The sequence below is a fragment of the Streptomyces sp. NPDC033229 genome (assembly GCF_055576875.1).
Window position 1 is genome coordinate 1 of record NZ_JBVIQR010000018.1, and the last position, 15289, is coordinate 15289.

The window sequence follows — 15289 nt, forward strand, 5'->3', positions numbered from 1 at the left end:
GCCGCCGCGATCTGGCACAACCACAAGACCGGCCAGCCCGTCATACGCTCCTTGATCGCTTATGACCACTGATCACATCGGAATGACTCGTCTAGAAGGCACAGACCGAAAGGCCGCCGTGACCAGCACAGGCAATCCCTCCCCGGGCCGCCGGCACCGGGTCCGCGAGGACGCGCTGGAGGAGATCCTGCGCACCGCCCGCCGCCTGCTCGTCGAACAGGGCCCGGCCGCCGTCACCCTGCGGGCCATCGCCCGCGAGATGGGCATGAGCGCCCCCGGCCTGTACCGCTACCACCCCAGCCACCGCGACCTGATCCAGGCCCTGACGTCCCACCTGTACGAGGAGCTCGCCACCGCTCTGGCCACCGCACGCGACCAGGAACCCGCCTCCGAACCAGGGGAAAGACTGCGGGCGGTGAGCCGGAAACTCCGCCACTGGGCGCTGAGCCACCCCCGCGAGTTCGGCCTGCTGTTCACCAAGCCGCTCACGGACGCCGACACCACCCCCGGAACCGCCGCCCACGACCCCAGCTGGCGTTTCGGCGGCATCATCCTGGAGCTCATGGTCCAGCTGTGGCACCGCGGCGGCATCCAGCCACCCACCACACTCGACAGGGCCTGGATCACGCAGCTCGAAGAAGTGCGGGAGCACCTGGCCGGCGAGCCGGTCCCGCTGGAGGTGATCTACGTCTTCGTCGCCTGCTGGACCAGGCTCTACGGAACCGTCGCCATCGAGGCATTCGGCCACCTCGACTTCGCCCTCACCGACCCGGAACCCCTCTTCGAGCACACCATCACCGACATCCTGACCACCCTCGGCGCCCCCACGGACTGAACGCACGCCGGAGTACACGGCGAGACGACGTCGTGGCGGCGCTACTGGCGCAGGCTCGGCACGAAGGGCAGGGACGCGTGATCCCGATGCCGCCGCACCGTACGAAGGGGGCCGGGCCCGTAGGGTGAGCGGCAGCTCCGGGGTGCCCGGTGCGCAGGCGACGGATCCTTCCGAGGCGCATGAGCCTCTCGCAGGTTCGAATCCTGTCATCGGCTCGTGAGAGCCGATGTGGCCGAGCGGTCCAAGGCACGAGCACACCGTCACCGACCTTGATCTCGGGCACCCCGGCAGCGTGCCGCCCCTGTCAGTGGCGTCTGCTAAGACTGAGGCTGTGAGCAGCGAGAACGGGCGACCCGGGGAGCCCGCGGGGGAACAGGCGGAGCAGCTCGCGTTCATTCGCGAGACCGTGCGCAAGGCCAAGGTGCCGCGGGCCAAGCCGCGCACCTGGCGGGGGGCCGAGCTGGCCAAGGAGCTGCCCGTCGCGCGCGTGCTGGTCGACAAGGGCCCGGTCCACCTCGACCGCCTGTGGGACTACGCGGTGCCGCTCGAGCTGGACGCCGACGCTCAGCCGGGCACGCGGGTGCGGGTGCGGTTCGGCGCCGGTGCCCGGAATGTGCGCGGCGGTCGCCGGGAGGGCGGCGGGCTGCTCGACGGCTACATCGTCGCCCGGGTGGCCGAGTCCGACTATCAGGGCCCGCTGGCCGCCATCGCCCAGGTGCTGTCCCCGGAGCCGGTGCTCGGCCCCGCCCTGTTCCAGCTCTGCCGGTCCGTCGCGGACCGGTACGCGGGCTCCCTCGCCGATGTCCTGCAGTTGGCCGTGCCGCCCCGGCACGCCCGTATCGAGTCCGAGGCGTCGCCCGAGCCGGTGCCGCCGCCCGCGCCCCCGGAGCCCGGCAGCTGGGCCCGCTATCCGACGGGGCCCGCCTTCCTCGACGCCGTCGCGCGGGGCGACGCCCCCCGGGCGGTATGGACCGCCCTGCCCGGCCCGCACTGGCCCGAGGAGCTGGCGCGGGCCGCCGCCGCCGCGCTCGCCTCGCGTCGCGGCGCGCTGATCGTCGTGCCGGACGGCCGGGCCGCGGCCCGGGTCGATGCCGCGCTCACCGAACAGCTCGGCGCCGGCCGCCATGTGCTGCTGACCGCCGACATCGGGCCCGAGGAGCGCTACCGCCGCTGGCTCGCGGTCAGTCGTGGTTCCGTACGGGCCGTGGTGGGCACCCGGGCCGCGATGTTCGCCCCCGTCCGCGACCTCGGCCTCGCGGCCATCTGGGACGACGGCGACTCCAGCCACAGCGAGCAGCATGCCCCGCAGCCGCACGCGCGCGAGGTGCTCCAGCTGCGGGCCGCGCACGAGAAGGCCGCGTTCCTGCTCGGCGGGTTCGGCTGCACGGTCGAGGCGGCGCAGCTCGTGGACACCGGCTGGGCGCTGCCGCTGACGGCCCCGCGTGAGCGAGTGCGGGCCACCGCCCCCCTGATCCGTACGGTCGGGGACGCCGACCAGGCGCGGGACGAGGCGGCCCGCGCCGCCCGGCTGCCCACGCTCGCCTGGCAGGCCGCCCGGGAGGGCCTCAAGCACGGACCCGTCCTCGTCCAGGTGCCGCGCCGGGGCTACGTGCCCCGGCTGGCCTGTGAGCGGTGCCGGGAGCCCGCCCGGTGCGCGCACTGCGCGGGCCCGCTGGAGGCGCGCGGGGACGACGGTGCGCTGCACTGCACATGGTGTGGGGTGGAGGCCCGGGACTGGCACTGCGGGGAGTGCGGCGGCTTCCGGCTGCGCGCACAGATTGTGGGGGCCCGGCGCACTGCCGAGGAGCTGGGCCGCGCGTTTCCCGCCGTGCCCGTACGGACCTCCGGGCGCGACCATGTGCTGGACACGGTCCCGGACCGGCCCGCCATCGTCGTCTCCACGCCCGGCGCCGAGCCCGTCGCCGAGGGCGGTTACGCGGCGGCCCTGTTGCTGGACGGCTGGGCCCTCCTCGGCCGCCCCGACCTGCGGGCGGGCGAGGAGGCGCTGCGCCGCTGGCTCGGCGCGGCGGCGCTGGTCCGGGGCCAGGACGCGGGTGGCACCGTGGTCGTCGTCGCCGAGCCGACGCTGCGGCCCGTGCAGGCGCTGGTCCGCTGGGACCCGGCCGGACACGCGGTGCGTGAGCTGGCCGACCGCGCCGAGCTGGGCTTTCCGCCCGTGTCCCGGATGGCGGCGGTCGCCGGGCCCCCGGACGCCGTGGCCGAGCTGATCGCCGCGGCGCGGCTGCCGGACGGCACCGAGGTGCTCGGGCCGGTGCCACTGCCGGTGCCGGCGCCCGGCCGGCCGCGCCGCGCGGGTGACCCGCCGCCGGGGGAGAGCTGGGAGCGGGCCCTGCTGCGGGTGCGCCCCGGGCAGGGGGCCGCGCTGGCCGCCGCCCTCAAGACGGCGCAGGCCGCGCGGCTGGCGCGCCGTGACGGGGAGCCGGTCCGCCTGCGCATCGATCCGCCGGATATCGGCTAGCCGGGGCCGCGGCCCCGGCGTCGGCAACGCTCTCCCGGAACGGCCACGTGCCGCCCTCGGGCGCGGTGCCGCGCCGGTGGCAGCCGTCGCGTCGGGCCGTCAGCCGTTGCGCGGGCCCGGGAAGGCCGGGGGGCGGGGCTCGTCGCGGTGCGGCACGGGCGGCTGGCCCGGCATGGAGCGGGCGGCGGGGACGATCGGCACGGACTGCGGCTCGGCGGTGCGTACCGCCTCGGTGCCCTCGGCGGGGACCTGGCCGTTGCTGCGGCGGGCGCCGTAGCGGCGGTGCACGGCCTGCTTGGTGACGCCGAGCGCCGAACCGACCGCGTCCCACGAGAAGCCCAGCGAACGGTCGAAGTCCACCGCCGCCGTCACCAGCGTCTCGACGCTGTCGCGCAGCTCCTGTGCCAGCCGGACGGTCGGGGCGGGGGCGCGCCCGTAGACGACGAAGCCCGCGGAGGGGCCCGTGCGGCGGGGGCGGTAGACATTGCCCAGCTGGGCGGTGAGGGTACGCAGCGCGTCCACCTGTCGGCGGACCCGCTCGATGTCCCGCACCAGAAGATGCAGGCTGGCCCGTGCCTGGGCGTCGTGGGTTGCGTGGTCGGCCATGAACAAGCCTCTCGGACCGGCGGTGAAAAGGACGGAGAAAGCGGAACAAACGGAAAAGGTGCGAGCGGACCGAGAACGGGAGCGGGCCGCGGCAGCGGCCCGTTTTCGGTCAATCTCTCTTGACCACAACGCGCCACAGGCCGCCGGGTCACGGTATGGGGGCGCACGTCAGATGAAATGGGGCGCGCGGCGACCCCTTACGCCCCTCGATTCCGGGCCTTCCGGCACGGCGGACGGGGGAGCGGGCCGCGGCAGCACCCCGGCCCGGTCCCGTCGAGGCCCGGCCCTCGCCCAGCCGTGGTCCGCCCGTGATCACCGCACTAGACTGGGGCGCCGTTCCGCTCGGCGCTTGAGAGGTAGTTCGCCACCCATGAGGCTCGTCTTCGCCGGTACCCCCGAGGTCGCCGTACCCGCCCTCGACGCCCTGCTCGCCTCGGACCGGCACGAGGTCGTCGCCGTGATCACCCGGCCCGACGCCCCCGCCGGGCGCGGCCGCCGGCTCGTCGCGAGCCCCGTCGCCCAGCGCGCGGAGGAGGCGGGGATCGAGGTGCTCAAGCCCGCCAAGCCGCGCGAGCCGGACTTCCTCGCCCGGCTCCGCGAGATCGCCCCCGACTGCTGCCCGGTCGTCGCCTACGGCGCGCTGCTGCCGAAGGCCGCCCTGGAGATCCCCGCCCACGGCTGGGTCAACCTGCACTTCTCGCTGTTGCCCGCGTGGCGCGGCGCGGCCCCCGTGCAGCACGCGATCCTCGCGGGCGACGAGGTCACCGGAGCCTCCACCTTCCTGATCGAGGAGGGGCTCGACTCCGGGCCCGTCTTCGGCGTGCTGACCGAGCAGGTCCGGCCGACCGACACCAGCGGTGACCTGCTCACCCGGCTCGCGTTCGCCGGGTCCGGGCTGCTGCTGGCGACCATGGACGGCATCGAGGACGGCACCCTCAAGGCCGTACCGCAGCCCGCCGAGGGCATCTCCCTCGCCCCGAAGATCAATGTCGAGGACGCCCAGCTGGACTGGTCCGCGCCGGCCCTGCGCGTCGACCGCGTGGTGCGCGGCTGCGCCCCCGCCCCCGGTGCCTGGACGCTCTTCCGCGGCGAGCGGCTGAAGGTCATGTCGGTGGCCCCGGCCCCCGACCGCACCGATCTGACGCCCGGCGAGATCGCCGCCGCGAAGAACTCCCTGCATGTCGGCACCGGTTCGCACGCCGTGGAGCTCCTGTGGGTCCAGCCGCAGGGGAAGAAGCCGATGAAGGCCGCCGACTGGGCCCGCGGCGTCCGTATCGCCGCAGGCGAGCGGCTCGGCGTCGGGTAATCGCAGCGCGTACGCTGGACCCCTTCACCACCCCAGCTCCGGAGCACCTTTCGTGAACGATCGCGCGCCGCGTCGCCAGCCCAGCCGCCCTGCGAAGCCCTACCGCCGTCCCCAGAAGGACCCGGTGCGGATCCTGGCCTTCGAGGCCCTGCGGGCCGTGGACGAGCGGGACGCGTACGCGAACCTCGTGCTGCCGCCCCTGCTGCGCAAGGCCCGCGAGGGCGGCGGCTTCGACGCGCGGGACGCGGCCCTCGCCACGGAGCTCGTCTACGGCACGCTCCGCCGCCAGGGCACGTACGACGCGATCATCGCGTCCTGCGTCGACCGGCCGCTGCGCGAGGTCGACCCGCCGGTGCTGGACGTGCTGAGCCTCGGCGCGCACCAGCTGCTCGGTACGCGCATCCCCGCCCACGCCGCGGTGTCGGCCAGCGTCGAGCTGGCGCGGGTCGTCCTCGGCGACGGGCGGGCCAAATTCGTCAACGCGGTGCTCCGGAAGATCACCGCTCATGACCTCGACGGTTGGCTGGAACGAGTCGCTCCGCCGTACGAGGACGACCCCGAGGCGCACCTCGCCGTCGTCCACTCGCACCCGCGCTGGATCGTCTCCGCCCTCTGGGACGCCCTCGGTGGCGGCCGGGCCGGCATCGAGGACCTGCTGGAGGCCGACAACGAACGGCCCGAGGTCACCCTCGTCGCCCGCCCCGGGCGCTCGACGGTCGAGGAGCTGCTGGCCGCGGTGGGCGAGGACTCAGGCCTGCCCGGCCGCTGGTCGCCGTACGCCGTGCGGCTCGCCGAGGGCGGCGAGCCCGGTGCGCTGCAGGCCGTCGCCGAGGGCCGCGCGGGCGTCCAGGACGAGGGCAGCCAGCTGGTCGCCCTCGCCCTCGCGGGTGCCCCGGTGGAGGGCCCCGACGCCCGCTGGCTGGACGGCTGCGCGGGCCCCGGCGGCAAGGCCGCGATGCTCGGCGCGCTCGCCGCCCAGCGCGGCGCGAGCCTGCTGGCCTCAGAGAAGCAGCCGCACCGCGCCCGGCTCGTCGAGCGGGCCCTGGCCGGCAACCCCGGCCCGTACCAGGTCATCGCCGCGGACGGCACCCGCCCGCCGTGGCGCCCGGAGTCCTTCGACCGGGTCCTCGTCGACGTGCCCTGCACCGGCCTCGGCGCGCTGCGCCGCCGCCCCGAGGCCCGCTGGCGCCGCCGCCCCGAGGACCTGGACGGCTTCGCGCCCCTGCAGCGGGGGCTGCTGCGCGAGGCGCTGGCCGCCGTGCGGGTCGGCGGCGTCGTCGGCTACGCGACGTGCTCCCCGCACCCCGCCGAGACCCGCGCGGTGGTCGAGGACGTGCTCAAGGGCCGGGGCGGCCCGGCGGCGAGCGCCGAGTGGATCGACGCCCGTCCGCTGATGCCGGGTGTGCCCGCACTGGGCGACGGCCCCGACGTCCAGTTGTGGCCGCACATGCACGGCACGGACGCGATGTACCTGGCCCTGCTGCGCCGGACGGCCTGACGGCCGGTGGCGAGTGCACCTCCGCTGCGCGGCGGTGTCCTCAATCTCCCCCAGCTGCCGCTGGGAGGTGCCCCCAGCGGGCTGCTTGGCCGAGCTCGGCCACATCAAGCCCGTCCGGCGATTGAGGACGCGCCCGCAGGGCGCCCTCCGCCGCAGGCGGAATCTTCCCCTCCACCCGGCCGGCGGAGCCGATTGCTGACTCCGGCGTCAAGACCGCGGCGTGGGCATGGCAGGCTTGGGGCATGGCCGTGCAGATCAACCCCAGCATCCTGTCCGCGGACTTCGCCCGCCTCGCCGACGAGGCGGAGGCCGTGAAGGGCGCCGACTGGCTCCATGTCGACGTGATGGACAATCACTTCGTGCCCAATCTGACGCTCGGCGTGCCGGTCGTCGAGTCGCTGAGCCGGGCCACCGAGACGCCGCTGGACTGCCATCTGATGATCGCGGACCCGGACCGCTGGGCGCCGCAGTACGTCGAGGCCGGGGCGGGGTCCGTGACCTTCCACGCCGAGGCCGCCGCCGCGCCGGTGCGCCTCGCGCGGGAGATCCGGGCCAAGGGGGCCCAGGCCTCCATGGCGCTCAAGCCGGCGACGCCGATCGAGCCGTACGAGGATCTGCTGCCCGAGCTGGACATGCTGCTGATCATGACGGTTGAGCCCGGCTTCGGCGGGCAGGCGTTCCTCGACATCATGCTTCCGAAGATCCGCCGGACCCGTGAGCTGATTTCGCGGCACGGTCTGGAGCTGTGGCTTCAGGTCGACGGCGGGGTCTCGGCCGACACCATCGAGCGGTGCGCGGAGGCCGGCGCGGACGTCTTCGTCGCCGGATCCGCCGTGTACGGCAAGGACGACCCGGCCGCGGCCGTGCGGGCGCTGCGCGCGCAGGCGGAGGACGCCACCGCCGCGGCGGCCTGGTCCTGTCGGCACTGAGCCTTCGGTCCGCTCGCCCGAAATGCTGAGGGCGAAGGTCAAGGCCTGATCAAGGACCGCCGTTTCTGACAGGATGACGGTGATAAGTCCACAGCTTCAACGCAGTAGTGAGGAGACCGCGGTGTCGACGGGCCGTTCAGCCACGCCGATGGGGCCCGCCGAGCTGGTGCAGGCGGCGGCCATGGCCCGCCGCTTCTACCTCGAGGGCAAGTCGAAGATCCAGATCGCCGAGGAGTTCGGCGTGAGCCGCTTCAAGGTGGCCCGGGTGCTGGAGACGGCTCTCGAGCGCGATCTCGTGCGGATCGAGATCCGGGTGCCGGCCGAGCTGGACGCGGAGCGTTCCGACGCCCTGCGCGCCCGCTACGGCCTGCGGCACGCGGTCGTCGTCGAGTCACCGGCCGATGCGAGCGATGACGCGCCCGATCCGGAGAACCTCGGCGAGGTGGCCGCTGACCTGCTCGGCGAGCTGGTGAACGAGGGCGATGTGCTCGGCCTCGCCTGGGGCCGCTCGACCATCCACATGGCCGCGGCCCTGCACCGGCTGCCGCCGTGCACGGTCGTCCAGCTCACCGGCGTCTACGACGCGGGCACCGCCGAGCGCGGCTCGGTGGAGGCCGTGCGCCGGGCGGCGCAGGTGTCCGGCGGCGAGGCGCACCCGATCTACGCCCCGATGCTGCTGCCCGACTCGGCCACCGCCGCGGCGCTGCGCGGCCAGACAGGCATCGCCCGCGCCTTCGACTACTTCGACAAGGTCACCGTCGCGGCCGTCTCCATCGGTTCCTGGGCGCCGGGCATCTCGACCGTCTACGACATGCTCGGCGAGGAGGAGCGCGCGCAGTACGCCTCGCTCGGGGCGGCCGCCGAGATGTCCGCGCACCTCTTCGACGCCGAGGGCCGCCGCATCGGCCGTGACCTGGGGGAGCGCTGCATCACCGTCGAGGCCGACCGGCTGCGCCGCATACCGGAGGTCGTCGCGATCGCCGGCGGGCTCCGCAAGGCGGCGGCGATCGGCGCGGTGCTGCGCTCCGGGCTGGTCACCAGCCTGGTGACGGACACCGCCGCGGCGGACTATCTGCTGCTGGAGACCGGCCCGGGCCCCCGCCCGGCCCTGGACCGCGCGGACCCGGACGGCGCGTAGCGCCTGTCCGGCGGATCTTCCCGGGCTCCCGGCGCCCGGACGCGCTTCCCCGGCTACCGCCGGGAGGGGTGGCCCCGGCGCCGCTCGCTGATCCACGAAAATCCGCCGGGCAGGCCCCGGAGTTTGGAGAATCGGACCACGCCGTCCCGGGGAGCCTGGACGTTCGTCCCGGGCATCGCATTCAGGTCGACATGGGACAATGAAGTACGTGCTCTTTCCTCGGCATGAGCTTGTCGAGGGTCACCTCCGAACGACTTGGATGTTCAGCACGTGCGTTTCCTCAATGACCAGAAGCCGCCGTACGACCTGACGTACGACGATGTGTTCATGGTGCCGAGCCGCTCCGCGGTCGGTTCCCGGCAGGGCGTCGACCTGTCGGCGCCGGACGGGACCGGCACCACCATCCCGCTCGTGGTCGCCAACATGACCGCGATCGCAGGCCGGCGGATGGCCGAGACGGTCGCCCGCCGCGGTGGCCTCGTCGTCATCCCCCAGGACATTCCGATCGAGGTCGTCACCGACGTCATCTCCTGGGTCAAGAGCCGGCACCTGGTGCTCGACACCCCCATCGTCCTCGCCCCCACCCAGACCGTCGCCGACGCGCTGTCGCTGCTGCACAAGCGGGCGCACGGCGCGGGCGTCGTCGTCGACGGCGAGCAGCGTCCGGTCGGTGTCGTCACCGAGTCGGACCTGACCGGTGTGGACCGCTTCACCCAGCTGTCCGAGGTCATGTCGACGGAGCTGCTGCTCCTCGACGCCGACATCGACCCGCGCGAGGCGTTCAACCAGCTCGACGCGGCCCACCGCAAGCTGGCTCCCGCGGTGGACAAGGACGGCCGCCTCGCCGGCATCCTGACCCGCAAGGGCGCCCTGCGCGCGACGCTCTACACCCCCGCCACCGCCGCGGACGGCAAGCTGCGCATCGCCGCGGCCGTCGGCATCAACGGCGACGTGGCCGGCAAGGCCAAGCAGCTGCTGGAGGCCGGTGCGGACACGATCGTCGTGGACACCGCGCACGGTCACCAGGAATCGATGATCAGCGCGATCAAGGCCGTCCGCGCGCTGGACCCCCAGGTCCCGATCGTGGCGGGCAACATCGTCGCCGCCGAGGGTGTGCGCGACCTCATCGAGGCCGGCGCGGACATCATCAAGGTCGGTGTGGGCCCCGGCGCCATGTGCACCACCCGCATGATGACCGGTGTCGGCCGCCCGCAGTTCTCCGCCGTCCTGGAGTGCGCCGCCGAGGCCAAGAAGTTCGGCAAGCACGTCTGGGCCGACGGTGGCGTCCGTCACCCGCGTGACGTCGCCATGGCGCTCGCCGCCGGCGCGTCCAACGTGATGGTGGGCTCCTGGTTCGCCGGTACGTACGAGTCCCCGGGCGACCTCCAGCAGACCGCCGAGGGGCGGCTGTACAAGGAGAGCTTCGGCATGGCCTCGGCCCGTGCCGTGCGCAACCGCACCAGCGAGGAGTCGGCCTACGACCGGGCGCGCAAGGGCCTGTTCGAGGAGGGCATCTCCACCTCCCGCATGTTCCTCGACCCGGCCCGCCCGGGCGTCGAGGACCTGATCGACTCGATCATCGCGGGCGTCCGTTCCTCCTGCACCTACGCGGGCGCGGGTTCCCTGGAGGAGTTCGCCGAGCGCGCCGTCGTCGGCGTGCAGAGCGCCGCGGGCTACGCGGAGGGCAAGCCGCTGCACGCCAGCTGGCAGTAACGATCAGCGAACATTTACGCGGACGGCCGAGCGGCCGACCGCTGAGCGTTCCCGACGGGGCGTGGCCTTCCGGCCACGCCCCGTTGTCCTTTCCCGCTGCGCCCCCGCGTCCGGCGTGCGGCTTTTATGCCGCGCGAATGTCCGCCCATGCCCGTGAATATCTTCCGAACTCCTGTCGAACATCCCGGAAGGGGAGGTTCCCTCAGGTTCCTCCCGCGTGGCCGCCGGGCGGCGACATGTACCGATTCATGATGAGGTGTGCAACGATCACCCATTCCGGGCCCCCGCGCGCAACGTTCGTACGCGCATACGCAAGGATGGTGCATTACGAGCGCAGGCACCCACCTCGTAGGGTCTGCGCTGTACGTGGAGTGGCGGGTACCGCTTGCTCGGCGGTCCCCCTCGTTTTCCGGACATCGGCTTCGCCGTGCCCGCACCCCCCGAGTGGCCCGTCGTCGGACCTGCCCTCGACCGGCAGCGATGAACGGAGCCACCCAGTGTTGGACCAGGGCACAGCGCCACCCGCCACCGGCGACGACCAGTCGTCCCCGCGGCCCACCGCGGGTCTCGGCGCCCGTCTGATGCGGCGCAAGCCCGTCGAGCGGCTCGTGGCCGAGGGCGGTCAGGGTGAGGGCGGCTCGCTGCGGCGTTCGCTGGGCATGTGGCAGCTCACCATGATCAGCATCGGGGCCACGCTCGGCACCGGCATCTTCGTGGTCCTCGGCGAGGCGGTGCCCAAGGCCGGCCCCGCCGTGATCATCTCGTTCGTCCTCGCCGGTCTCACGGCGCTCTTCTCGGCCCTGTCCTACGCGGAGCTGGCCGGCACCATCCCCGTCTCCGGCTCCTCGTACTCCTACGCCTACGCCACCCTCGGCGAGATCGTCGCCTGGGTCTGCGGCTGGTGCCTGATCCTGGAGTACGGCGTCTCGGTCGCGGCGGTCGCGGTCGGCTGGGGCGAGTACCTCAACGAGCTGCTGGACGGCACGATCGGCGTGACGATCCCCGCCGCGCTGTCCAACCCGCCCGGCGACGGCGGCATCTTCAACCTGCCCGCACTGCTCGTCGTCCTGCTGTGCATGGCGTTCCTGCTGGGCGGAGCCAAGGAGAGCGCCCGCGCCAACACCATCATGGTCGGTGTGAAGATCGCGGCCCTGCTGCTCTTCTGCGCCGTCGCCTTCATGGGCATCCGCGCCGGCAACTACAAGCCGTTCATGCCGCTCGGCCTCGGTGGCGTCTCCGCCGCCGGCGCCAGCCTGTTCTTCTCCTACATCGGCTTCGACGCCGCCTCCACGGCGGGCGAGGAGGCCAAGGACCCGAAGAAGGACCTGCCCAAGGCGATCATGCTGTCGCTGCTCATCGTGACCGCGATCTACGTCCTGGTCGCCGCGATCGCCGTCGGCGCCATGCCGTGGGGCGACTTCCAGGACTCCGAGGCCGCGCTCGCGGGGATCATGAAGGACGTCACCGGCCAGAGCTTCTGGGCCGTGCTCCTCGCCGCCGGTGCCGTCATCGCCATCGCGAGCGTCGTGCTGACCGTGCTCTACGGCCAGACCCGCATCCTCTTCGCGATGTCCCGCGACGGGCTGGTGCCCAAGACCTTCTCCAAGGTCCACGAGAAGACCGGTGTGCCGCGCGCGAACACCATCATCGTCTCGCTGTTCTGCGGCCTCCTCGCCGCCGCGGTGCCGCTGGGCAAGCTGGCCGATGCCACCAGCATCGGCACGCTCTTCGCCTTCGGGCTCGTGAACATCGCCGTCATCGTGCTGTTCTTCACCCGCCCGGACATGCCGCGCAGCTTCAAGGTGCCGCTGTTCGGTGTCAGCGTTCCGTTCGGCTCGCACCGGATCCCGCTCGCCCCGGTCTTCCCGGCCATCGGCTTCGGCTTCTGCGTGTACATGATGCTGAACCTGCCGGGCATCACCTGGCAGTGGTTCGGCGGCTGGATGGTCGTCGGACTCGTGATCTACTTCCTGTACGGGAAGAACCGCTCGCGGCTCGCCCTGGAAGAGACGCAGGTAACCCTAGAGAAGTGATCCACCCGCAGTGCGACTGAACGATCTCGACGAACGCATCGTCCACGCCCTCGCCGAGGACGCCCGGCGCTCCTACGCCGACATCGGCACCGAGGTAGGCCTGTCCGCGCCCGCCGTCAAGCGGCGCGTGGACCGGCTGCGCGCCGAGGGCGCCATCACCGGGTTCACCGTCCGGGTGGACCCGGCGGCGCTCGGCTGGGAAACCGAGGGCTTCATCGAGATCTACTGCCGCCGGAACACCTCGCCCGAGGCGATCCACCGCGGTCTGTCGCGCTATCCGGAGGTGGCGTCCGCCTCGACCGTCACCGGTGAGGCGGACGCCATCGTCCAGGTCTTCGCCTCCGACATGCGCCACTTCGAGCGGGTGCTGGAGCGCATCGCGGGCGAGCCGTTCGTCGAACGCACCAAGTCCGTGCTGGTGCTCTCCCCGCTGCTGCGCCGCTTCACCTCCGGCGCGCCCTCCTGAGCGGGCCCGCCGTGGGACACGCCTTCGCGCACGGCACGCGGCCGGTACCCGGGCCATGAGCAACGAGCCCGGTGAGGGCGGGCCGCGGGGGACTTGTCGGGGATCGACCTCAATCTGCTCGTCGCCCTCGACGCGCTGCTCGCCGAGGAGTCCGTCACCGCGGCCGCCGGCCGGCTCGGCCTGTCCGGCCCCGCCATGAGCCGCACCCTGGGCCGGATCCGTCGGACCCTCGGCGATCCCGTGCTCGTCCGCGCCGGGCGGCACATGGTCCCCACCCCGCGCGCCCTCGCCCTGCGCGACCCGGTCCGCCGGCTCCTCGACGCCGCCCGCTCGCTGTTCGCGGCCGAGGAGACCCCCGACCCGTCCGGGCTGGAGCGCACCTTCACCCTCAGTGCCCACGACAGCAACGTGCTGGCCTTCGGCGCCGCCCTGCTCGAGGGAGCCTCCCGCGAGGCGCCGGGCGTCACCCTGTGCTTCCTCGCCGAGGGCCCCACGGGCGTGGCACCCCTGCGCGACGGGGTCATCGACCTGGAGATCGGGGTCATCGACCGCGACGAACCGGAGGTCCGCGTCGAGCCGCTGCTCGAAGACCGCATGGTCGGCGTCGCCCGCCCCGGCCATCCGCTGCTGGAAGGGACCGTGACACCGCGCCGCTTCGCCGCCGCGAGCCATCTGCTGGACTCCCGGCGCGGCAGGCGCTCCGGCCCGATCGACGTCGCCCTCGCCGCCCATGGGCTGCGCCGTCGCGTCCTCGGCACCGTGCCCACCTTCGGCGCGGCGCTGCACGTCCTCACGGGCACCGACGCCGTCGGCATCGTCTCCGAGCGGCTCGGCGGACCGGCCGCGGCCGCCCTGGGCCTCAAGACCTTCGAGATCCCGCTGGACCTGCCGCCGCTGGAGATCTCCATGGCCTGGCACCCGCGCCACGAGGCGGACGGCGGTCACCGATGGCTGCGCGGCCTGGTGCGGGACGCCGTGACCGGCTTCGGCCGGCGGACCTTCGGCTGCTGACCGCTGTGCCGCCTTTCGCCCTGGCCGGCGGATGTTCGGCTGCGGGCCGTCTTTGCCGCCTGCGGCGGCGGGCGTCCTGCGGGCGCGTCCGGGGTCGCCGGACAGGCTGAAATCAGCCCGTCCGGCGATTGAGGACACCGCCGGGCCTCACCCCCCGGGACCGCAGGCTACCGGTGAGTCACCTCGGCGTGTTGTCGATCATCCTTCAGTCGGCCCGCGCAACGAATCGGCGCGAAGGGCGGCCAACGCGCAACGAATCGTCCGTCGGTGCGCAACGGTCGCGCCTTGTCCGGTCGAGAGAGCGACCCGTACCGTCAGAACGTCTTGATGAATGTCTGACGAACACCTGTTTGCACGGCTGTTTGTCAGCCGCATCCGCCCCATCGGCTGAAGAGGACGCATGACGCCGCTGCGTATCGCGCTGTACCAAGGCCCCAGCGGCGTTCCCACCTCCACCGCCGACAGCCTCGCCGCCCTGGCCGGCGCCGCCCGCCGCGCCGCGGCCGCCGGCGCCCGGCTGTTGCTCACCAACGAGCTGTACCTCACCGGCTACGCCCTCGGCGACGCGGTCCGCGACCTCGCCGAGCCCGCCGACGGCCCCGGCGCCCGGGCGGTCGCGCGCATCGCCACCGAGCACGGCCTGGCCATCGGCTACGGCTACCCCGAGCGCGACGGCGCCGACCCGGCGGTGATCTTCAATTCCCTCCAGCTCATCGGGCCGGACGGCGAGCGCCTCGCCCACTACCGCAAGACCCACCTCTTCGGTGACTTCGAGACCACCTTCTTCCGGCCCGGCGACGAGCCCGTCGTCCAGGCCGACTTCGCCGGACTCCGGCTCGGCCTGCTGATCTGCTACGACGTCGAGTTCCCCGAGCCCGTACGGGCCCACGCGCTGGCCGGCACCGAGCTGCTGCTCACCCCGACCGCGCTGATGCGTCCGTACGAGATCGTCCCCCAGACGATCGTCCCGGCCCGCGCCTGGGAGAGCCAGCTCTACATCGCCTACGCCAACCGCTGCGGCACCGAGGGCGACTTCTCCTTCGCCGGTCTCAGCTGCCTCGCCGCCCCCGACGGGACGGTACGGGCACGGGCAGGGGCCGACGAGGACCTGATCGTGGCCGACGTCGACCCCGCACTGCTCAAGGCCTCCCGCGCGGAGAACACCTACCTGAGCGACCGCCGCCCCGAGCTGTACGGACGGCTCACCTGACCTGATCCGGCCCGGATCCGTCACCCCAGCACCCCCCAGCTCTTCCCCAGCCCTTTCGCACCCCC

At 73.3% G+C, this 15289-nt stretch carries 12 protein-coding genes; 11 read left to right on the forward strand and 1 reads right to left on the reverse strand.

From position 1 onward, the window contains the following. Window positions 1–118 precede the first annotated feature (118 nt). Window positions 119–835: a TetR/AcrR family transcriptional regulator gene (locus ACZ53N_RS17715; RefSeq protein WP_469141749.1), complete on the forward strand. Its 717-nt coding sequence runs from the start codon at window positions 119–121 to the stop codon at window positions 833–835. A gap of 331 nt (window positions 836–1166) precedes the next feature. Next, window positions 1167–3314, forward strand: a complete 2148-nt coding sequence (locus ACZ53N_RS17720; protein WP_469141750.1) for a primosomal protein N' — start codon at window positions 1167–1169, stop codon at window positions 3312–3314. A 99-nt stretch (window positions 3315–3413) separates the two neighbouring features. Here the strand turns inward: ACZ53N_RS17720 and ACZ53N_RS17725 are convergent, their stop codons facing one another. Then, window positions 3414–3920, reverse strand: coding sequence for a hypothetical protein (locus ACZ53N_RS17725; protein ID WP_469141751.1), 507 nt, complete (start codon window positions 3918–3920; stop codon window positions 3414–3416). Between the two features lie 370 nt (window positions 3921–4290). On the opposite strand from ACZ53N_RS17725, the gene fmt reads away from it, so the two are divergent. The 9 genes from fmt (at window position 4291) to ACZ53N_RS17770 (ending at window position 15224) form a co-directional block, all read left to right on the forward strand. Beyond that, the gene (fmt, locus tag ACZ53N_RS17730; protein WP_469141752.1) at window positions 4291–5226 is read left to right on the forward strand and encodes a methionyl-tRNA formyltransferase; all 936 of its coding nucleotides are present in this window, start codon (window positions 4291–4293) and stop codon (window positions 5224–5226) included. 52 nt (window positions 5227–5278) lie between these two features. Then, window positions 5279–6724 (forward strand): RsmB/NOP family class I SAM-dependent RNA methyltransferase, encoded by a 1446-nt coding sequence (locus ACZ53N_RS17735; RefSeq protein ID WP_469141753.1) that lies wholly within the window; start codon window positions 5279–5281, stop codon window positions 6722–6724. 242 nt (window positions 6725–6966) lie between these two features. Continuing rightward, on the forward strand, window positions 6967–7653 hold the full coding sequence (gene rpe, locus ACZ53N_RS17740) for a ribulose-phosphate 3-epimerase (RefSeq protein WP_469141754.1): 687 nt from the start codon (window positions 6967–6969) through the stop codon (window positions 7651–7653). A 148-nt stretch (window positions 7654–7801) separates the two neighbouring features. Next, window positions 7802–8791: a sugar-binding transcriptional regulator gene (locus tag ACZ53N_RS17745; RefSeq protein ID WP_469141859.1), complete on the forward strand. Its 990-nt coding sequence runs from the start codon at window positions 7802–7804 to the stop codon at window positions 8789–8791. A 270-nt stretch (window positions 8792–9061) separates the two neighbouring features. Continuing rightward, window positions 9062–10504: a GuaB1 family IMP dehydrogenase-related protein gene (locus tag ACZ53N_RS17750; RefSeq protein WP_469141755.1), complete on the forward strand. Its 1443-nt coding sequence runs from the start codon at window positions 9062–9064 to the stop codon at window positions 10502–10504. 497 nt (window positions 10505–11001) lie between these two features. Continuing rightward, complete coding sequence (locus ACZ53N_RS17755) at window positions 11002–12537, forward strand: amino acid permease (protein ID WP_469141756.1); 1536 nt, start codon at window positions 11002–11004, stop codon at window positions 12535–12537. A 10-nt stretch (window positions 12538–12547) separates the two neighbouring features. Further along, window positions 12548–13003 (forward strand): Lrp/AsnC family transcriptional regulator, encoded by a 456-nt coding sequence (locus ACZ53N_RS17760; protein ID WP_398051722.1) that lies wholly within the window; start codon window positions 12548–12550, stop codon window positions 13001–13003. Between the two features lie 93 nt (window positions 13004–13096). Continuing rightward, the gene (locus ACZ53N_RS17765) at window positions 13097–14014 is read left to right on the forward strand and encodes a LysR family transcriptional regulator (protein WP_469141757.1); all 918 of its coding nucleotides are present in this window, start codon (window positions 13097–13099) and stop codon (window positions 14012–14014) included. A gap of 400 nt (window positions 14015–14414) precedes the next feature. Continuing rightward, complete coding sequence (locus ACZ53N_RS17770; protein ID WP_469141758.1) at window positions 14415–15224, forward strand: carbon-nitrogen hydrolase family protein; 810 nt, start codon at window positions 14415–14417, stop codon at window positions 15222–15224. The last annotated feature ends 65 nt before the right edge of the window (window positions 15225–15289 follow it).

Excerpts from the sequence above, each read along its gene's own strand:
- ACZ53N_RS17725 (WP_469141751.1), bottom strand. The coding sequence starts at position 3,920 with ATGGCCGACCACGCAACCCACGACGCCCAGGCACGGGCCAGCCTGCAT.
- fmt (WP_469141752.1), top strand. The coding sequence starts at position 4,291 with ATGAGGCTCGTCTTCGCCGGTACCCCCGAGGTCGCCGTACCCGCCCTC.
- rpe (WP_469141754.1), top strand. The coding sequence starts at position 6,967 with ATGGCCGTGCAGATCAACCCCAGCATCCTGTCCGCGGACTTCGCCCGC.
- ACZ53N_RS17745 (WP_469141859.1), top strand. The coding sequence starts at position 7,802 with ATGGGGCCCGCCGAGCTGGTGCAGGCGGCGGCCATGGCCCGCCGCTTC.
- ACZ53N_RS17770 (WP_469141758.1), top strand. The coding sequence starts at position 14,415 with ATGACGCCGCTGCGTATCGCGCTGTACCAAGGCCCCAGCGGCGTTCCC.